General features: G+C 58.7%; 22 protein-coding genes. 13 read left to right on the top strand and 9 right to left on the bottom strand.

Features of this window, described 5'->3' with window-relative positions:
* Positions 1-2: 2 nt before the first annotated feature.
* A complete protein-coding gene (locus tag ACR0FE_RS19000; RefSeq protein WP_480914736.1) occupies positions 3-578 on the bottom strand; it encodes a GcrA family cell cycle regulator in 576 nt (191 codons plus the stop codon).
* Between the two features lie 123 nt (positions 579-701).
* Here ACR0FE_RS19000 and ACR0FE_RS18995 point away from each other — a divergent pair, with 123 nt between their 5' ends.
* On the top strand, positions 702-1508 hold the full coding sequence (locus ACR0FE_RS18995) for an ABC transporter permease (RefSeq protein WP_480914634.1): 807 nt from the start codon (positions 702-704) through the stop codon (positions 1506-1508).
* Here the strand turns inward: ACR0FE_RS18995 and ACR0FE_RS18990 are convergent.
* Both ACR0FE_RS18990 and ACR0FE_RS18985 read right to left on the bottom strand, forming a co-directional pair.
* Positions 1505-2740 (bottom strand): MFS transporter, encoded by a 1236-nt coding sequence (locus ACR0FE_RS18990; protein WP_480914632.1) that lies wholly within the window; start codon positions 2738-2740, stop codon positions 1505-1507. The genes ACR0FE_RS18995 and ACR0FE_RS18990 overlap by 4 nt on opposite strands.
* A gap of 122 nt (positions 2741-2862) precedes the next feature.
* Positions 2863-3741 carry a DMT family transporter gene (locus ACR0FE_RS18985; RefSeq protein WP_480914630.1) on the bottom strand — a complete coding sequence of 293 codons (879 nt, stop codon included), beginning with the start codon at positions 3739-3741 and terminating at the stop codon, positions 2863-2865.
* Between the two features lie 293 nt (positions 3742-4034).
* Between ACR0FE_RS18985 and ACR0FE_RS18980 the strand changes: the two genes are divergently transcribed.
* The 4 genes from ACR0FE_RS18980 (at position 4035) to ACR0FE_RS18965 (ending at position 7022) form a co-directional block, all read left to right on the top strand.
* Positions 4035-5222: an acetylornithine transaminase gene (locus ACR0FE_RS18980; RefSeq protein ID WP_480914628.1), complete on the top strand. Its 1188-nt coding sequence runs from the start codon at positions 4035-4037 to the stop codon at positions 5220-5222.
* 74 nt (positions 5223-5296) lie between these two features.
* Positions 5297-6223 carry an ornithine carbamoyltransferase gene (gene argF / locus ACR0FE_RS18975; protein WP_480914626.1) on the top strand — a complete coding sequence of 309 codons (927 nt, stop codon included), beginning with the start codon at positions 5297-5299 and terminating at the stop codon, positions 6221-6223.
* A gap of 96 nt (positions 6224-6319) precedes the next feature.
* Positions 6320-6724 (top strand): methylmalonyl-CoA epimerase, encoded by a 405-nt coding sequence (gene mce, locus ACR0FE_RS18970; RefSeq protein ID WP_170609666.1) that lies wholly within the window; start codon positions 6320-6322, stop codon positions 6722-6724.
* 22 nt (positions 6725-6746) lie between these two features.
* On the top strand, positions 6747-7022 hold the full coding sequence (locus tag ACR0FE_RS18965; RefSeq protein ID WP_170609668.1) for a DUF1467 family protein: 276 nt from the start codon (positions 6747-6749) through the stop codon (positions 7020-7022).
* 3 nt (positions 7023-7025) lie between these two features.
* On the opposite strand, the gene ACR0FE_RS18960 is transcribed toward ACR0FE_RS18965, so the two are convergent.
* Both ACR0FE_RS18960 and ACR0FE_RS18955 read right to left on the bottom strand, forming a co-directional pair.
* Positions 7026-7724 (bottom strand): EI24 domain-containing protein, encoded by a 699-nt coding sequence (locus ACR0FE_RS18960; RefSeq protein WP_170824797.1) that lies wholly within the window; start codon positions 7722-7724, stop codon positions 7026-7028.
* Complete coding sequence (locus ACR0FE_RS18955) at positions 7721-8299, bottom strand: nitroreductase family protein (RefSeq protein WP_170609672.1); 579 nt, start codon at positions 8297-8299, stop codon at positions 7721-7723. Before ACR0FE_RS18955 ends, ACR0FE_RS18960 begins: the two co-directional genes overlap by 4 nt.
* 134 nt (positions 8300-8433) lie before the next feature.
* Here ACR0FE_RS18955 and ACR0FE_RS18950 point away from each other — a divergent pair, with 134 nt between their 5' ends.
* On the top strand, positions 8434-8709 hold the full coding sequence (locus tag ACR0FE_RS18950) for a DUF167 domain-containing protein (RefSeq protein WP_480914623.1): 276 nt from the start codon (positions 8434-8436) through the stop codon (positions 8707-8709).
* Here the strand turns inward: ACR0FE_RS18950 and ACR0FE_RS18945 are convergent.
* Positions 8697-8945 carry a hypothetical protein gene (locus ACR0FE_RS18945; RefSeq protein WP_170609675.1) on the bottom strand — a complete coding sequence of 83 codons (249 nt, stop codon included), beginning with the start codon at positions 8943-8945 and terminating at the stop codon, positions 8697-8699. The two genes, ACR0FE_RS18950 and ACR0FE_RS18945, sit on opposite strands and share 13 nt — an antisense overlap.
* 81 nt (positions 8946-9026) lie before the next feature.
* On the opposite strand from ACR0FE_RS18945, the gene ACR0FE_RS18940 reads away from it, so the two are divergent.
* The 5 genes from ACR0FE_RS18940 (at position 9027) to ACR0FE_RS18920 (ending at position 11022) form a co-directional block, all read left to right on the top strand.
* Positions 9027-9773 carry a M48 family metalloprotease gene (locus ACR0FE_RS18940; protein ID WP_480914621.1) on the top strand — a complete coding sequence of 249 codons (747 nt, stop codon included), beginning with the start codon at positions 9027-9029 and terminating at the stop codon, positions 9771-9773.
* Entirely contained in the window at positions 9770-10138 is a 369-nt protein-coding gene (locus ACR0FE_RS18935; RefSeq protein WP_480811935.1) for a YigZ family protein, read from the top strand. The genes ACR0FE_RS18940 and ACR0FE_RS18935 overlap by 4 nt, the downstream gene beginning before the upstream one ends.
* Before the next feature lie 69 nt (positions 10139-10207).
* Positions 10208-10459, top strand: coding sequence for a DUF6455 family protein (locus ACR0FE_RS18930; RefSeq protein ID WP_480914620.1), 252 nt, complete (start codon positions 10208-10210; stop codon positions 10457-10459).
* A 15-nt stretch (positions 10460-10474) separates the two neighbouring features.
* Positions 10475-10744 (top strand): DUF6455 family protein, encoded by a 270-nt coding sequence (locus ACR0FE_RS18925; protein ID WP_170682081.1) that lies wholly within the window; start codon positions 10475-10477, stop codon positions 10742-10744.
* Complete coding sequence (locus ACR0FE_RS18920) at positions 10744-11022, top strand: DUF6455 family protein (protein ID WP_480914618.1); 279 nt, start codon at positions 10744-10746, stop codon at positions 11020-11022. Before ACR0FE_RS18925 ends, ACR0FE_RS18920 begins: the two co-directional genes overlap by 1 nt.
* Here ACR0FE_RS18920 and ACR0FE_RS18915 read toward each other — a convergent pair.
* The gene (locus tag ACR0FE_RS18915) at positions 11005-11247 is read right to left on the bottom strand and encodes a CDGSH iron-sulfur domain-containing protein (RefSeq protein WP_480525553.1); all 243 of its coding nucleotides are present in this window, start codon (positions 11245-11247) and stop codon (positions 11005-11007) included. The genes ACR0FE_RS18920 and ACR0FE_RS18915 overlap by 18 nt on opposite strands.
* A 228-nt stretch (positions 11248-11475) precedes the next feature.
* Here ACR0FE_RS18915 and ACR0FE_RS18910 point away from each other — a divergent pair, with 228 nt between their 5' ends.
* Positions 11476-11664 carry a hypothetical protein gene (locus ACR0FE_RS18910; RefSeq protein WP_170609689.1) on the top strand — a complete coding sequence of 63 codons (189 nt, stop codon included), beginning with the start codon at positions 11476-11478 and terminating at the stop codon, positions 11662-11664.
* Between the two features lie 97 nt (positions 11665-11761).
* Here the strand turns inward: ACR0FE_RS18910 and rimO are convergent, their stop codons facing one another.
* Positions 11762-13150: a 30S ribosomal protein S12 methylthiotransferase RimO gene (gene rimO, locus ACR0FE_RS18905; protein WP_480914616.1), complete on the bottom strand. Its 1389-nt coding sequence runs from the start codon at positions 13148-13150 to the stop codon at positions 11762-11764.
* 98 nt (positions 13151-13248) lie between these two features.
* Between rimO and ACR0FE_RS18900 the strand changes: the two genes are divergently transcribed.
* On the top strand, positions 13249-15204 hold the full coding sequence (locus tag ACR0FE_RS18900; RefSeq protein ID WP_480914614.1) for an AsmA family protein: 1956 nt from the start codon (positions 13249-13251) through the stop codon (positions 15202-15204).
* 54 nt (positions 15205-15258) lie between these two features.
* Here the strand turns inward: ACR0FE_RS18900 and ACR0FE_RS18895 are convergent, their stop codons facing one another.
* Positions 15259-16755, bottom strand: coding sequence for a phosphomannomutase/phosphoglucomutase (locus ACR0FE_RS18895; RefSeq protein ID WP_170816737.1), 1497 nt, complete (start codon positions 16753-16755; stop codon positions 15259-15261).
* Positions 16756-16757: the final 2 nt, after the last annotated feature.

The following is a 16757-nucleotide window of genomic DNA, read 5'->3' as shown; positions in this document are numbered from 1 at the left end:
GGTCAGCGACGGCGGTCGCGGCGGGCGCTCATGGGTTGAAAGGCCACGCCCACATGCGCCTCGCAATAGGGTTTGCCCTGTTCAACCGGCAGACCGCAGAACCAGAAATCTTCGGTTGCGGGGTCGCCGACCGGCCATTTGCAGGTTTTCTCGGTCAGTTCCATCAAAGTCAGCTTTTTGGCCTTCTTTTCGACCTCGTTGACCTTGGCCAGCGCTTCGGGGCTGATCTCGTTGGCCGACGGTTGCGGCGGCAGGGGCTGACCGGCCGGGATGATCTGACGACGGGCCGGAATGGCGGGCTTGGCTTCGGCTGCCGGGGCAGGGGCCGGGCGTGCCGGTTCAGTCTTAGGTGCAGGTTTTTGCTTGGCTTCCGCCTTTGGTTCGGAGGCTGGTTTTTCCTTGGGTTCAGCCTTGGCCGGTGCCGCGCCCGTGGTCCGGTTCGACAGGCCCAGACGGTGCACCTTGCCGATCACGGCGTTGCGGGTCACACCACCCAGTTCCTTGGCGATCTGGCTGGCCGACTGGCCCTCGCCCCACATCTTCTTCAGCAGTTCTACACGCTCGTCAGTCCAGGACATCATTTGCCTTTCAAAAGCGGAAAGCGGCCCCGGATTCGGGCCGCCTTGGGAATTCGTATCAGCCCCCTATTTTAATCACTGCAGCCCGAGTTACAAGCTGTCTTCGAATCAGGTTGAGGTCAGATGATGCAAATTCCCGCAGATCAGAATACGCGCCATTTCGGAGCAGTGAACTGGATGGGCCTTTACACGCTGGCGCAGCGCGAGACCCTGCGCTTTCTGGCGGTGTGGACGCAGACTTTGCTGGCCCCGCTGGTGACCGCGGGGTTGTTCCTGTTGATCTTCAATATCGCTATCGGCCCCGGCAGGCCGGACGTGATGGGTGTGCCGTTCCTGATCTTCCTAGCCCCGGGCATCATGATGATGACAGTCATTCAGAACGCCTTTGCCAACACATCATCATCGATGGTGATCGCCAAGGTACAGGGAAACATTGTCGACACTCTGATGCCTCCGCTTTCGCCGCTGGAGATTTTGCTGGGCTATCTGGCCGGCGGCATCGCTAGGGGGCTATTGATTGCCTGCGTTGTCGCCATCGCGCTGGCGGTGGTCCTGGGGCTGGTGCCGCAACATCCGCTGACAGCGCTGATTTTTGTGCTGCTTGGCGGCGCTTTCATGGGGGCACTCGGGTTGCTTGCCGGAATTTTCGCCAACAAATTCGACCAGATGGCGGCGATCACCAATTTCATTGTCACACCGTTGGCCTTTTTGTCGGGCACCTTCTACTCGGTCGAAGCCTTGCCACCGGTGCTGAACCGCCTGAGCCATCTGAATCCCGTCTTTTATCTGATTGACGGGTTGCGCTACGGGATGATCGGCGTGTCCGACAGTTCGCCGTGGCTGGGCATGGCCGTCTGCGCAGGCGCAACCGGCCTGATAGGCGCGTTGACCTGGCAGATGCTGCGCACAGGATATCGGCTAAAAGCCTAGGCGGCTTCGGCCAGCGCAACTGGCTGCAACGGGACCCGGGGTCGTCCCAGCCTGGGGTGCAACCGTGCCGCTACCGCCCATGCCCCAAACAGGGCAACGCCGCCGGCCGCAAACACGCCTGCAACCGGCGTAGCCAGAAGTACCAGTGAGGCCACGCCCGGCGTCAGAATGCCCGATACGTCGCGATAGCTGGAATAGATAGCAGACATCTCGGTCCGCTCCGACGGTTTCACGGCCATCAGAAATGGCAACCCGGCGCAGATATCCAGCACGATCAGCCAGACCGACCCCAAAACCAGCGCCGCAACCGACGCGGCGGGCCATCCCGCCACCGCCCCGGCGATGACGAAACAGACCCCACAGGCGGCAAAACCCGTCCGAACCGCAGCCCGCAAAGACCGCGCCTGGACCCAGCGCAGAATCAATGGGGCGACAAACAGCATTGCATTGGTTCCCGACAGCAGAATGCCGCCAAGCTGCTCACCCAGCCCGTTCTGAATGGCAAAGATTGGCAGGTAGACCACATAGATCCACCAGCCGCACGAGCGGATCATCGCAAACAGATATCCGGCCACCAGCCGGGGCTGGGAGAAGAAACGAGGCAGAAACGCCATTGGATTCGTTGCCGGTCCGCGTGCTTTGGTGATCAGTTTGCCATTGCCCAGGCGCATGCTCCAGAACAGGATCAGCATGCCAAAAGAGGCGACCGCGCTGATCACGAAAGGCGCTGGTGCCCATAGTTCCATCAGCAATACGCCGGCCATCGGTCCGCCAGTCCAGCCCAGCGCGCTGTAAAACATGCGGCTGGTTTCGCAGCGTCCAAGTTCGATTTTGCTGATGTAATCCAGCACGTAAGCGTTGAAGCAGACAAATGTCACAACTGTCGCCACCGTGTTTATGGCCAAGGCAGTCACCACGGCGGTCGGGCTGCCCTCGATGGCCAGAACAGCGCTGACCATGAACATCACGCAGCCGATGGTGTACGCCCAGCGCCGCGGAATGAAGCGAATGATGAATGGCACCATCAGACCGGCCGTCAGTGACACGATCCCCACCAGAAAATACACAAAGGAAACCGAAGACGCGTCGCCCAGCGCGCGATACATCACCAGCGGAAAGACCGAAATCAGAATGCCGCGAACAATCGCCTCAAAACCCGCAAGCAGTCCGAACTCGCGAACCGACGGGGCAGGAGCATGGCGGACCCATTCCGGGATTCGGCGTTCGTGCATCGCGTAATCTCTCTAAACAACAAACAACTTCGACCAGAATGCGGGTCTCGGATCAGGTGTCGTGAAGATTTGCGACACCGAGGTCGCCCTCGGGCCAAAGCGTTGGAAGTTTCCGGATATTTTTATTGCCGGGCGCGGGCCTCGCGCCAGACCAGAATCAGGGCGCCGGTCAGGATGATGGCCGAGCCTGCCAAGCTGACCGCATCCGGAAACACGCCAAAAACAGCAAAATCGTACAGGGCGGCAAAGATCAGGGTCGCGTAGCTGATCGGCGCCACGAATGAGGCGTCAGCCCTGGCCATACCGTTGACAAAACAGGCCTGCGCACAGGCCATGAGCCCACCGATCCCCGCCAGAGCGACCCATTGTGCAGGGGTGGGCGGCTGCCAAACCGCAATTACCGCGACCGTTGCGATGCCCAGCCCCATAGAGTTGTTCACCAGCAGAATCTGGATCGGAATTTCACGACCTGAGAGTTTCTTGATAAATATCAGCTCCATCCCGATCACCGCAGCCGCCGTCAACGCCAAAAGCGCTGCGGACTGAAAACTGGCCGGCGTGGGGCGCAACAGGATCAGCGCGCCTGTCAGGGCCACCGCTGCCGCCAGCCAGCGCCAGGGACCGACCCCCTCTTTCAGAAGTGGGATAGCAAGCATCATCGCAAAGACGGGGTTCAGGAAGGAAATCGCAGTCGCATCCGCTATTGGAATATACGCGACCGAGGCAAACATCAGCGTGACCCCCAACCAGCCAAAGCTGGTGCGCCCGACATGCAGCCCCCAATGAGGTCGCCGCAGGTTCGGACGCAGCGCGAAGACCGCGCTGATGATCACGACAAAGGCAAACAGAAACCGCCCATGGCTGATCTGTATCGGATGCAGCGCCGGACCAAGCGTATCGGTGCCCAGCGCCTTGGCCAGCAGTGTTGTGCCCGCGATCAGCGCGCTTGCAACAAAGATGAGAATAGCCGCAAGGGCAGGGTTCTGGCGCGCCGGGGTCATGGTTCAGCGGTGCGCGACGCAGGGCGAAATGACAAGTGCCAAATGCTTGTGTCAGAGTGAAATTATGCGATCCACTCAATTTCGGGGTTTTCAGAAACCGAAGGTCCCGCTATACGGCCCGCATGATCAAACACGCACATATCCTGCGCCTCCGACGCCGACGCCTGACCGCGTAACCGGCCCAGTTGATCCTTTGTGCTGTTCAAATCAGCGCAATCTCCACCAAATCAGTTGACGAAACCGGCCTTCGTGTATCACTCACGGGGCTTAACCAATCTGAAAAGGATGATCCGATGATCCCGTCCGTTCTGCCGACCTACAATCGCGCACCGCTTTCATTCGTGAAAGGCGAAGGTGCCTGGCTGACCGAGGCGGACGGCCGACGTTTTCTTGACCTCGGCGCCGGGATCGCGGTGAACGCGCTGGGTCACGCGCATCCGGCACTGGTTGCGGCTCTGACGGATCAGGCGCACGCGTTGTGGCATGTTTCGAACCTGTACCAGATCCCTCAACAACAGGCGCTGGCCGACAAACTGGTCGAACACACATTCGCGGATACCGTATTCTTCACCAATTCCGGTACCGAAGCCTGTGAACTGGCCGTCAAGATGGCTCGGAAGCACTTCTATGACAAAGATCAGCCGGACCGGATCGAGATCATCACCTTCGAGGGATCTTTTCACGGGCGTTCTTCGGCAGGTATCGCCGCCGCAGGGTCCGAGAAGATGACCAAAGGCTTCGGTCCACTGCTACCCGGCTTCGTGCATGTTGCATTCGGTGATCTGGAAGGTGTCACAAACGCCATCACTGAACAAACAGCAGCGATCATGATCGAACCCGTTCAGGGCGAAGGGGGCATTCGCCCGGTTCCGGATGCGGAACTCAAGGCGCTGCGCCAGATCTGCAACGATAACGGAATCCTGCTGATCCTGGACGAAGTGCAATGCGGTGTCGGCCGTACCGGAAAGCTCTTTGCTCATGAATGGGCGGGTATTACGCCTGATATCATGTTGGTTGCCAAGGGTATAGGAGGGGGCTTCCCGCTGGGTGCCGTGCTGGCAACCGAGGATGCGGCGAACGGCATGACAGCGGGCACACATGGGTCTACCTATGGCGGCAACCCGCTGGGTTGCGCGGTAGGCTGTGCAGTGATCGATCAGGTCGCCACACCGGCCTTCCTCGAAGGCGTGAACCGCAAGGCCGGCCTGCTGCGCCAGAAACTCGAAAGCCTGATCGCCAATCATCCTGACGTGTTCGAAGAAGTGCGCGGCGCCGGTCTGATGCTGGGCCTCAAATGCAAGCCGACAAACATAGACGTGGTGAATGCCGGCTATGACAACGGGGTCATCACCGTCCCTGCCGCCGATAACGTCATTCGGCTCCTGCCACCGCTCACGCTGACCGAGGACGATATCGCGCAGGCCATGATCCGCCTGGAAAAAGCCGCCCGAAAGGTCGAAGCCAGTCTCGCAACCGCCTGATCTTCATCTTTTCCCAAATACTCCGGGGGTCCGGGGGCTGGCCCCCGGCGTCCGACAGCCAAAAGCGAAATGAAATGAACCATTTTCTCGACATCCATAAAACCGATGCAGCAGCCCTGCGCAGTATGATCGACCAAGCCGACGCCATGAAAAAGGCGCGCCTCGGCCGCCCCAAGGCGGCTCATGACGATGAACGGCCTCTCAAGGATCGCATGGTCGCGCTGATCTTCGAAAAGCCTTCGACCCGAACCCGCGTGTCGTTTGATGTGGGCGTGCGTCAGATGGGCGGGCAGACCATGGTTCTGTCCGGCAAGGATATGCAGCTGGGCCATGGCGAAACCATCGCCGACACCGCCCGTGTGCTATCGCGCTATGTCGACATGATCATGATCCGGACCTTTGACGAAACCATCCTGACCGAAATGGCCGAGTACTCGGATGTCCCCGTCATTAACGGTCTGACAGATCGCACCCATCCCTGCCAGATCATGGCGGACGTCTTGACGTTTGAAGAACACCGCGGCCCCATCGCCGGCAAAAAGGTGGTCTGGACAGGCGACGGCAACAATGTGTGTGCTTCGTTCCTGCATGCTGCAGGCCAGTTCGGCTTCGATCTGACCTTTACAGGACCCGCTCAATTCAACCCGGAAGAAGAGTTCATGGGCTTTGCCCGTCAGAAGGGCTCGAAGATCGTGGTCGAACGTGATCCCTACAAAGCGGTTGAAGGTGCCGATCTGGTGGTCGCCGACACCTGGGTCTCGATGCACGATTCCCAGTCTGCCAAGGAACGCCGTCACAACCTGCTGCGCCCCTATCAGGTCAATGCCGAACTGATGGCCCACGCCAAACCCGACGCGTTGTTCATGCATTGCCTGCCGGCGCACCGGGAAGAGGAAGCCACGTCCGAGGTTATGGATGGCCCGAATTCGGTCATTTTTGATGAGGCCGAAAACCGTCTTCACGCGCAAAAGGCGGTCATGCGCTGGTGTCTGGGTGTTTGACGCCGGAGGGCAATACCGGGGCAGGGCCGTCGCGCCTTGCCCTTTTGATCGTCTGCGACCATAAACGCTGCAACGCAGAAACGACAGGAGAGCACAATGATCGGACGTTTGAACCACGTCGCCATCGCCGTTCCGGACCTCGAAGCCGCATCCGCGCAATACAGCAACGCGCTGGGCGCAAAGGTTGGCGCGCCTCAGGATGAGCCGGACCACGGTGTAACCGTCGTTTTCATCGAGTTGCCGAACACCAAGATCGAACTGCTCTATCCGCTGGGCGACAACAGCCCGATCAACGGGTTTCTGGAAAAGAACCCTGCGGGCGGCATTCACCATGTGTGTTACGAGGTCGAAGATATCATTGCCGCTCGTGACCACCTGAAGGAAACCGGTGCCCGTGTTCTGGGGTCGGGAGAGCCCAAGATCGGTGCCCACGGCAAACCTGTTCTGTTCCTGCACCCCAAGGATTTCAACGGATGTCTGGTCGAACTCGAGCAGGTCTGACCACAGCCTCGGAGGATCTGATATGACGATCACGGCAGCGATTGTTTTGTTTGCGGTCATCTGGTTCATGACCTTGCTGGTGGTGTTGCCCATCCGGATCAAAACGCAGGGCGATCTGGGCGAGATCGTTCCGGGCACCCATGCGGGTGCTCCGGAAGTGCATCACATGAAGAAAAAGATGTGGATCACCACCGGGATTTCGGCCGTCCTGTGGGCCATCATCGCCGGTATCATCGTGTCCGGCGTGATCTCGGTGCAGGATTTCGACTGGCTGAACCAGCTTGACCGCCAGGGATAGCCCTTACAAGTCCGTGGCTGACAGTTGATGGTAGATATGCGTGAACGTGGCTGCTCCGATAATGGGGATCAGCAGGTTTACAAGCGGCACTGACAGCGGAATTGCCATCAACGTGCCGGCTATCCAGATGGTTGCGGAATGCCTAGCGCGCAGCTTGCGCGCGCCATCGCGGCCCAGCCTGCGCATCGCTGCCAGAGTGAAGTATTCACGCCCCAGGAGGAATCCGTTCAGCGCCCAGAAGATAAACGGGGCAAGCGGCGTGAAGATCACGTATAGAACCAGCGCCAGCAGGTTGGCCGCGATCAGAACGCCCAAAAAGTTCACTGTATCCTTCAACGCCTCGGCTACCGGAATTCCTGCAACCGGTGGCAGATTGGGATAGTGCCTGTCCTCGACGGCCTGCGCGACCTCATCCAGAAACATCGACGTGATGGCCGAGGCGACGGGCACCATCAGAAACACGGACAGTACCATCATCAACAGCAGTGAGGACACGCTGAGCAGATCGTTCAGCCACGTGACCTCACCCAGCAAGGGTAAAGTGGCCTGGTCGCCGACAAGCGCATTGATAAGCCACAGGAAACCGGCATAAGCCACGACCAGCAATGCGAAAGTCAAGCCGACGCCCAGCAGCAGGACCTTGCGGAATCTCGGATCTCCGATCTGGCCGAGCGCCAGAAAGAACGACTGAAAAATAATCATTCAACAACCCATTGCGTCAGTGCCATCACATCCGGGCGCGGGCGCTCCGGTGGTTCCGCTCCTTCTGTCGCGATGTGAATCAGGCCCGCTACACGCTCGTGATCGGCCAGGCCCAGAGCGTCCTTGCAGAACTTGCGGTCATGGACTTGCCAGCCTGACAGCCAGTTCGCGCCCCAGCCGGCGGCCAGCGCCGCGTTCAAAAGCGCCAGACAGACCGCTCCGGCGGAGTAGGTCTGCTCGATGGCGGGAATTTTTTCCGATGGTTTCTGAACCTCGATCACAGCGACGGCCAGATGACCCATGTCGAACTGGCTGCGGGCCTTGGAAATATCTTCAGGCGATTTCCCCAGTCGAGCGCCGCAGTCCCCGGTCAGCTCCGAAAGACGGGCCATCGCCCCTTTTTCCAACACAAGAAAACGCCAGGGCTCGAGCTTGCCATGATCCGGACTGCGAGCCGCGGCCGTAAGCAGAGGCATCAGCTCTTCCCGCGTCGGGGCCGGTGCAATCAGCGTTTTGGCCGGACGTGAGCGGCGGATTTGCAGAAACTCCAGAGCAGCCTGATTCTTGAGAGGCATATGTTAAGTTCCTTTACATAGGCAGTTTGTATCTTGGGTGGCACTGCCTCTGATTCAAGGGCAAGCTGTTTTGGTGTCAGATCAATTTCACTCTGTCCCCGTTCATGCAAGGGTGTTGCGAACAGGGAAGCAGGATGGCCAAAGCAAAACTACGAAATTTACCGGATCTGAGCGCACTTGCCGTGCCGGGCAAACAGATTTCGGTCAGGGTTACTCCAAAAGCAGCGCGTGACAGCATTGCGGTGGACGGCACCACTCTGCGTGTCCGTGTCACCGCCGCACCTGAAGACGGAAGGGCAAACAAGGCGGTTCGTAATCTTTTGGCACGCTCCATTGGGATTTCGGCGTCTGCCTTGATCCTGAAGCACGGTCAGACCGCTCGTGACAAAACCTTTGTCTATGATCCCTGAGGTGGCGTTTCGCGTATCTGATAGACCCCCTCGGGCAGGTCCAGCGCCGCCGCCAAGTCGCGCACCTGTTCGGGTGACAGGGTAATTTTCTGAACCTGGTCCGTGCGCGGATCCAATTGTTCAAGCGTCACACATTCTGCGAAACTGTTGATAACGACATCTTCGTTCAAAGGCTTTTCGCCTTCGTCCACCAGGGTAATGACCGTCGAGTCGAATTCATGCTCAATCGAAAACATAAAAGCAAAGTGCAGGGCCAACGCAGGTAATGCAACCCATTGACTGCCAATCAGACGTGGCCGTTCCCGGCGTGGCACGCTATGGTTGCGATACGGTATGACCGGTCCAAAGGATTACTGATGCGCCGCCTGACATTTTTGCTGGTTTCTGTTCTGTTGGCGGCCTGCGAAGCCGGTACTTTGCGTGTCTTGCCTGCCGAGGATTGGGACAGCGAAAGCCCGGGTTCTCAGGTCTCGTCCGCAGAGTTCCGCGAAATCAGCCGAGCAGTCGGCAAAGCGGCGCGCACTGAATGCTTGCGACAGTCGGGCAACCGGAACTGCGACTTTACGATCATGGTTGATCTGAACCCACGGGCCCCAGAAAACGCGTTTCAGACATTGGATGATGACGGGCAACCGGTGATTATTTTCACACAGACCATGATCAATTCAGCAAAGAACGCCGACGAACTGGCGTTTGTCATGGGGCACGAGGCCGCGCATCACGTTTTGGGTCACCTTGCCAGGCAGTCGAACAATTCGCAGGAGAGCGCGGTGATTTTCGGTGACCTCGCGCGCCTCGACGGAGGAGATGACGCTGATGTTGAAGCTTGGCAGAAACTGGGGGCACAGGTCGGTGTGCAGGCCTATGTTAAGGACTTCGAGCTTGAGGCCGATCAACTGGGCACCGTCATTACCTATAGGGCGGGATACAACCCCTTGGTGGGGGCAGTGTATTTCAATCGCATTCCTGATCCGGGTGACAAGTTTCTTGGCACCCATCCACCTAACGCGCAGCGTGTGCAGATAGTTCAGGAAACCGCCCGGCAACTGGGGCTGACCCCATGACATCGCTTGTCCGGATGGGCGTGATCCTGACAGATCGCGGTTCGAAATATGCGGTATCCGGTGCGCCAGTAAAAACCCGGGATGAAATCGACGCGGTTTTGAGTGAGCTGAAATCTGACAAGAGCTATGCGAAAGCCACGCACAATACCTGGGCTGCGGTCCTGCCGACCGGTGCGCTCAAGGCGGATGACGGCGAAAGCGGGGCCGGAATGGTGATCCTGCGAATGATGGAGCGGGCAGGTCTGGACAGTCATCTGATCGTAGTAACGCGCTGGTACGGCGGGAAAAAACTTGGGGGTGATCGCTTTAGGCGCGTGCAGGATGCGACGCGCGCCTATCTAGATCATCAGGCGGCGGCACCTTGACCTGAGTCAAAGGCTGACGCGACCGGGTGCGATATCCTTTCTTGTAACGCGAACGGGAAAGGATGCGTGATGCTCAGCCGTAACACATTGCGACGCCATGCCGGTCTTCTGGACCAGATGGCCACGACAATCGGAGTTGATCTGGAAGAAGCGGCCATCGCTGGCCAGGTTTCGCTCGACGCGATTTCCGATGCCGTTCTGCGTTGCACCGATTGCCCCAATCCCGGCCATTGCGAGAACTTCCTGACCAAAGCGGTAGCCACAAGCCAGACGCCGGAATACTGCCGAAATCAGGAGTTGCTGAACAAACTGAAACCCTGAGCGGCCGGATGTACCATGTCACCACTGGGACACATCATGACCCATCTTCGACTGGTCCTGCGCATGGGACAGGCGACCGGCGTAGACATCGCCGCAGCGCATAAGGGCGGGCACCTGACCCAGCGGGACTGGAGCAACATGGTGCAGCGATGCCGGGGCTGTAACTGGGCCAGTGCCTGTCCTGAATGGCTGGACCGTTGTGAAGACGCGTCCAACGCCCCTGAAATCTGTATGAACAAGGCTCAGTTTGCGGTGCTGAAAGCCCGGCAAAAAGGATGCAAGTGATGGCTTCGGACAGACTGGGAGATATCGACAAGCACTTCTGGCTTACCCGATCGACCGCACGGATCATCGGGGTTTCGTTCTCGGATGCGATGGCCGAAGGGAAACTGTCGCACCACGGATTTGCCGAAATCGTTACTCGGTGCCGGGCAGCGGATTGTAGCAGCAAATGTGAGTTGTGGCTGGCAGCGCAGCAGTCCACACCGGAAAAGGCGCCTGATTTCTGCGCAAACGCCTCTGCTCTTGAGGCGCTTAGAAAGTCTTCACAGACGCGAATGTGAGCCGTCGCACAATGGTGGTTTCGATGTCTGCTTGCAGCCGCAGAAGAACACCTTCTTCGTTGCTTCGGCAGTGTATTTCACCGGCTCCAGCCCCGTTCCTTTGTGAGATCCGTCGCAAAAAGGTTGTTTCTTGGACGTACCGCAGGCGCACCAGAAATAGCTTTTTCCTTCGGTCACTTCGACCGGATAAGGGCCTTTCTGGGCAATGATCGGGCTGTCGGCCATTTGGCTGCTCCGTTGTTGGCTGATGTCATTTCAATAGTTTAGAACATAGGCCTGAAAAGGGTAGCGGTTGTGGAATTTTCAGCGCTCGTGGTCGCCTTTACCAGCGTAACTCTGCCCGAAATAACGAATTTGTGATCTGTTTAGTTGCCAGAACGCCCGCCAACTCTTATTCTGAGATTGGCCCGAAAAACCGGGCAATATCAGAAAAGTAATAGAGGATTGACGGACATGAAACTGAAACTCGCAGCCGTAGGTGCGTTTGCCCTTATTCTGACCGCCTGCTCTCAGCAGGAAGAGCCGGCCCCGGTCTATATCCAGCCTGACTATGACAAATACGGTTCTCCGAGCTGTCCGGCAGGTTATGAACTGGCCACAACCGAAGCGGGTCAGACTGTCTGTAATCCAGTTTCCCAATAAGCCTTTCGCAGGCGGTCCTGTTCAGGGCCGCCTGCAAATCCGCGCCCTGATCTGAATGTCCCAATTGCCGGTCGTCACGGCGATTGACGTCTTTTGGTCAGGCCAGTTTTCCCCACAAATCATACTCTCCGGCCTCGTCGACCTCGACAGAAACGATGTCGCCCGGTTTCAGGGATTCGAAGTTTTCGTCAATGAACAGGTTGCCGTCGATCTCGGGCGCGTCTGCCTTCGTGCGGCATGTCGCGGCGTCTTCGTCGATTTCGTCGACGATGACCTCAATCGCCTGACCAACCTTGGCCGCCAGCTTGGCCTCTGAAATTGCCTGTGCCTTTTCCATGAACCGCTCCCAACGGTCCTGTTTGACGTCGGCAGGAACGTGATCCGGCAGGTCGTTGGACCGGGCACCGTCTACGTTTTCGTATTGAAAGCAGCCAACGCGATCCAGTTGGGCTTCGTCCATCCAGTCCAGCAGGGTCTGAAATTCGGCATCTGTCTCGCCCGGATAACCCACGATAAAGGTCGAACGCAGGGTGATGTCGGGGCAGGTCGCGCGCCATGCGGCGATTTCTTCCAGTGTTTTGGCCGCGGCGGCCGGGCGGGCCATGCGTTTCAGAACATCCGGATGGGCGTGCTGAAAGGGGATGTCCAGATAGGGCAGAACATTGCAGCCAGCATCCGCCATCAACGGGATCAGTTCGCGCACATGCGGGTAGGGATAGACGTAATGCAGCCGTACCCAGGCGTCCAACCGTCCCAACTCGCGCGCCAGATCGGTGATGTGGCTGCGTACCTCGCGGTCTTTCCACGGGTTGACGTCGTATTTGCGATCCAGCCCATAAGCCGAGGTGTCCTGCGAGATTACCAGCAACTCGCGCACACCGCTTTCAACCAGCTTTTCCGCCTCGCGCAGCACCGCATGGGCCGGGCGGCTGGCCAGTTTCCCGCGCATGTCAGGGATGATGCAGAATTTGCATTTGTGGTTACAGCCTTCCGAAATCTTCAGATAGCTGTAGTGGCGTGGTGTCAGTTTGACGCCCGAGGCAGGCAGCAGGTCGACGAACGGGTCCGGATCGGGCGGTACTGCGGAATGCACCGCATCCAGCACCTGTTCGTATTGATGTGGGCCGGTAACGGCCATGATCCGCGGGTGATGCTCGCGGATGTAGTCCGGTTCCGCGCCCAGACAGCCGGTCACGATGACCTTGCCGTTTTCCACCAACGCTTCGCCGATTGCATCCAGCGATTCAGCCTTGGCGCTGTCCAGGAACCCGCATGTGTTCACGATGACGGCATCGGCCCCTGAATAATCGGGCGAAATGCCGTACCCTTCGGCACGCAGACGGGTCAGGATACGCTCGCTATCGACCAAAGCCTTGGGGCAGCCCAAGGACACCATACCGATGGTCGGCTGGTTCGGACGGGGCGTATCGGTGATCCGGGCGGCAGGCGCCAGGTCGGGGCGGAGGTTTGGCGGGTTCGTGCTCATGGCGCGGCATATAGTGGGGAACGCTTCCCCTTGCAAATCCCGCTTTTGATTTGAATGATCCCAAGCAAAGAAAAGCCAAAAAGGCGGAGAGCAGAAAGATGAAGTGGTTGTTGCGGATCCTGTTCGTATTCGTTGCCGTAATCGGGCTGGTGATTGGCGCGTTGCTGCTGATGCCGGGCGAAAAACTGGGGTCGATTCTGGCCGAGCAGGTTCGGGCGCAGACAGGTCGCGACCTGAACCTGTCCGGAGACGTGAACCTGTCCTTCTGGCCGGTTCTCGGAATGGAAACCGGGCCCGTCACCTTTGGTAACGCTGCATGGGCCGGACCAGAACCAATGCTGAGCGCGGAACGCCTGATGTTCGGTGTCGATGCAGCGGCGTTGTTGTCCGGTGACATCAGGATCAAACGGGTCGTGGCAGAAAACCCGGTTCTTCGACTGGAAGTGTCGGATGGGCGCGCAAACTGGGAACTTGGCACAGCGACGGCTGCCACTTCGGGTGGCGATCCCGGGGGATCTGCGCCGGATGCCGAAGCTGGCACGGTCACGCTGGAGTTTCTGGAACTGACCCGTGTGCGGCTGATCTACGTCGAAAACGGTGTCACAACGATGGATTTCGCGAATGTCGATTTGTCGGCCAGTTGGCCCGAAGTCACCGCTCCAATGGTGATGGAGGCCAGCATGGCGGTGCCCGGCGGCACCGTGAAGGTCGATCTGAAAATACCCGACCTACCCGCATTTTCGTCTGGAGACGTGACCGCGTTGGAATTGCTGCTTGCGGCGCCGGGTGGTCAGATCGGGTTTGACGGACGGGTCAACCTGGCCGGGGAAATGGACGGCCAGCTTGAGGTCCAGTCGTCAAGCACCGAGAAAATGCTGGCGGCCTTCGGGCGGGCCGGAACTTATGTGCCGCAGGGGCTGGGGCGCGTGGCGAATGTATCCGGTCAGATGACCTATACCAGCGACGGCCGGGTCGCCTTGCGGGATATGACCGCAATTCTGGACAACAACCGCCTGACTGGCGAGGCGGACATTGTCATTTCCGATCCGCCTCAGATCACGGCCCGGCTGAGCGCGGGTGATCTGGATCTGTCTCAGATTACTGGCACCGATGCCTCCACCGGTGGTGGAGCAACCAGTGCATCTGCGCCTGACACGGGTTGGTCCAAAGACCCGATTGATGCATCAGCCCTGGCTTTGGCCAACGGCAATATCCGCCTGACGGCCACCTCGATTGCGGTTCCTGGAATGACATTCGGCCAAAGCGATCTGACCATGAGCCTTGATCGCGCGCGGGCTGTGTTTCAAATGCACCCGGCCACCTTGTTCTCAGGACAGTTGAACGGGCAGATGGTGGTCAACAACCGGAACGGGCTGTCGGTGGGCGGCAACCTTAGGGCTGACGGGATTGACCTGAAGCAGATGCTCTCAACGCTGGCCGGGATCGAACGGCTTTCGGGCACCGGATCGGGAACGCTCGAGTTTCTGGGCGTCGGGCAAACCGAAGACCAGATCATGCGATCCCTCAGCGGGAAAGGGGGCGTCAATGTTGGCAAAGGGGTTATCGCGGGTATCGATCTCGACCGTCTGATGGGCCGGGGGCAGGGCACGGGCGGCACAACGGTTTTCAACAGCTTGTCGGCCATGTTCACCATGGATCAAGGCACGCTGACCAATAACGATCTGCTGATGCTGTTGGATAACTACCGGGCGGATGGAAAAGGTCGCGTCGGGCTGGGTACCCGGGACATCGATTACCTGTTCACCCCGGTCGCATTGCGGGCAAATTCGGGTCAGGGCATTGCCGTGCCGGTGCGGATACAGGGGCCATGGAGCAACCCCTCGATCCGGCCGGACCTGAGCAAGGTGATCGAGGCCGCGGCTGATGCAGAACTCAAGAAGCTTGAAGATGACGCCAAGCAGAAGGTCTTTGAAAAAGTCGGCGGCGAACTGGACACAACGATCACGGACAGTGGCCAAATCGAAGATGCCATCAAGAACAAGCTTGAGGAAGAGGCCAAAAAAGGTCTTCTGAAACTGCTGGGCGCGGACTGAAATGACGGCCCGGTCAGAAATACCCGGGGCGCGACCCGCGCCCCGGTTGTTACATCAGATGGTCTGATCGTAATCGCCGACGCCCGGTTCAGTACGGATGACCGCGTCGATATCCGAAAATATGGCGCGCATCTCGCCTTCGCTCTCGCTGCTTTCGCAAACCACAACAAGGTTGGGCGTGTTCGAAGAGGCGCGTACCAGACCCCAGCTGCCGTTGTCCAGAATGACACGGGCACCGTTGACGGTAACCACCTCTTTGATCGCACGTCCGGCAAAACTTTCGCCAGCGTCGGCCTTGGCGACCAGTTTGTCGACCAGGCGGTTCAGGATATCGTACTTCTCGGTGTCTGCTGCATAGGGTGACATGGTCGGCGTCGACCACGTTTTTGGCAGCGCCTTGCGCAGGTCAGACATGCTTTGATCAGGATTGCGGTCCATCAGTTTACAGATCTCGACCGCCACGCGCATGCCGCAGTCGTAGCCGCGACCAATAGGTTCAGCCAGAAAGTAATGGCCCGATTTCTCGAACCCGGCCAGGGCGTTGATCTCTTTCACGCGGCGCTTCATGTGGCTGTGGCCGGTCTTCCAGTAATCCGCCTTTACGCCATGCGCTCGAAGCTCTGGATCACTGGCGAACAGGCCCGTGGACTTCACGTCGGCCACGAAGGTCGAATTGGGATATAGCTTGGCCAGATCGCGTGCCATGATGACGCCGACCTTATCGGCGAAAATCTCCTCACCCTCGTCATCGACCACACCGCATCGATCGCCATCCCCGTCAAACCCAAGCGCCAGATCGGCGCCGCTGGATTTCACAGTGTCGGACATGTCGTGCAACATCTCCATGGCTTCGGGATTGGGGTTGTAGTTCGGGAAGGTGTAATCCAGCCGGTTGTGGCTAGGTACGACCTCGACGCCCATCCGCTCGAATATTTCAGGGGCAAAGGCCGATGCCGTCCCGTTTCCTGTGGCGCACACAACTTTCAGCTGGCGGGACATTCTGAAATCGCCAACCAGATCGTCGATATACGCCTCTTTCACGCCATCGACGAATTCGTAGGATCCACCTTCATGCGGGACACCTTCGCCATTCAGGACGATATCGCGCAGCTCGGACATCTCATCCGGACCATGGGTCAGGGGGCGGTCAAAGCCCATCTTGACGCCGGTCCAGCCGTTCGGGTTGTGGCTGGCCGTGACCATCGCCACGGCAGGCACGTCAAGATGAAACTGCGCGAAATAGGCCATCGGGCTGAGAGCCGGGCCGATATCCTTGACCTGAATACCCGCCTGCATCAGCCCCAGGATCAGCGCGTTCTTGATCGCCAGAGAATAGTCGCGGTAATCGTTGCCCACTGCAATCACCGGTTCAATCCCGCGTCTGCGCATCTGCGTGCCTAGCCCCAGACCAAGCGCGGTCATGCCGGGCAGGTTGATTTCCTCGGGGTATTTCCAGCGGGCGTCATATTCGCGAAACCCGGTGGGTTTGATCATCGCATCGCGCAGAAAGCTCCAGGTGTTAGGGGTCACCTCAGGCGTGGGTTTGGTCATAA

Source organism: Ruegeria sp. K7 (assembly GCF_056531785.1).
This window is presented reverse-complemented; position numbering and strand designations above follow the sequence as displayed.

Bases quoted from the DNA above. Each gene is read 5' to 3' on its own strand.
- ACR0FE_RS19000 (WP_480914736.1), bottom strand. From the start codon at position 578: ATGTCCTGGACTGACGAGCGTGTAGAACTGCTGAAGAAGATGTGGGGC.
- ACR0FE_RS18995 (WP_480914634.1), top strand. From the start codon at position 702: ATGATGCAAATTCCCGCAGATCAGAATACGCGCCATTTCGGAGCAGTG.
- ACR0FE_RS18990 (WP_480914632.1), bottom strand. From the start codon at position 2,740: ATGCACGAACGCCGAATCCCGGAATGGGTCCGCCATGCTCCTGCCCCG.
- ACR0FE_RS18985 (WP_480914630.1), bottom strand. From the start codon at position 3,741: ATGACCCCGGCGCGCCAGAACCCTGCCCTTGCGGCTATTCTCATCTTT.
- ACR0FE_RS18980 (WP_480914628.1), top strand. From the start codon at position 4,035: ATGATCCCGTCCGTTCTGCCGACCTACAATCGCGCACCGCTTTCATTC.
- argF (WP_480914626.1), top strand. From the start codon at position 5,297: ATGAACCATTTTCTCGACATCCATAAAACCGATGCAGCAGCCCTGCGC.
- mce (WP_170609666.1), top strand. From the start codon at position 6,320: ATGATCGGACGTTTGAACCACGTCGCCATCGCCGTTCCGGACCTCGAA.
- ACR0FE_RS18965 (WP_170609668.1), top strand. From the start codon at position 6,747: ATGACGATCACGGCAGCGATTGTTTTGTTTGCGGTCATCTGGTTCATG.
- ACR0FE_RS18960 (WP_170824797.1), bottom strand. From the start codon at position 7,724: ATGATTATTTTTCAGTCGTTCTTTCTGGCGCTCGGCCAGATCGGAGAT.
- ACR0FE_RS18955 (WP_170609672.1), bottom strand. From the start codon at position 8,299: ATGCCTCTCAAGAATCAGGCTGCTCTGGAGTTTCTGCAAATCCGCCGC.
- ACR0FE_RS18950 (WP_480914623.1), top strand. From the start codon at position 8,434: ATGGCCAAAGCAAAACTACGAAATTTACCGGATCTGAGCGCACTTGCC.
- ACR0FE_RS18945 (WP_170609675.1), bottom strand. From the start codon at position 8,945: ATGTTTTCGATTGAGCATGAATTCGACTCGACGGTCATTACCCTGGTG.
- ACR0FE_RS18940 (WP_480914621.1), top strand. From the start codon at position 9,027: ATGGTTGCGATACGGTATGACCGGTCCAAAGGATTACTGATGCGCCGC.
- ACR0FE_RS18935 (WP_480811935.1), top strand. From the start codon at position 9,770: ATGACATCGCTTGTCCGGATGGGCGTGATCCTGACAGATCGCGGTTCG.
- ACR0FE_RS18930 (WP_480914620.1), top strand. From the start codon at position 10,208: ATGCTCAGCCGTAACACATTGCGACGCCATGCCGGTCTTCTGGACCAG.
- ACR0FE_RS18925 (WP_170682081.1), top strand. From the start codon at position 10,475: ATGTCACCACTGGGACACATCATGACCCATCTTCGACTGGTCCTGCGC.
- ACR0FE_RS18920 (WP_480914618.1), top strand. From the start codon at position 10,744: ATGGCTTCGGACAGACTGGGAGATATCGACAAGCACTTCTGGCTTACC.
- ACR0FE_RS18915 (WP_480525553.1), bottom strand. From the start codon at position 11,247: ATGGCCGACAGCCCGATCATTGCCCAGAAAGGCCCTTATCCGGTCGAA.
- ACR0FE_RS18910 (WP_170609689.1), top strand. From the start codon at position 11,476: ATGAAACTGAAACTCGCAGCCGTAGGTGCGTTTGCCCTTATTCTGACC.
- rimO (WP_480914616.1), bottom strand. From the start codon at position 13,150: ATGAGCACGAACCCGCCAAACCTCCGCCCCGACCTGGCGCCTGCCGCC.
- ACR0FE_RS18900 (WP_480914614.1), top strand. From the start codon at position 13,249: ATGAAGTGGTTGTTGCGGATCCTGTTCGTATTCGTTGCCGTAATCGGG.
- ACR0FE_RS18895 (WP_170816737.1), bottom strand. From the start codon at position 16,755: ATGACCAAACCCACGCCTGAGGTGACCCCTAACACCTGGAGCTTTCTG.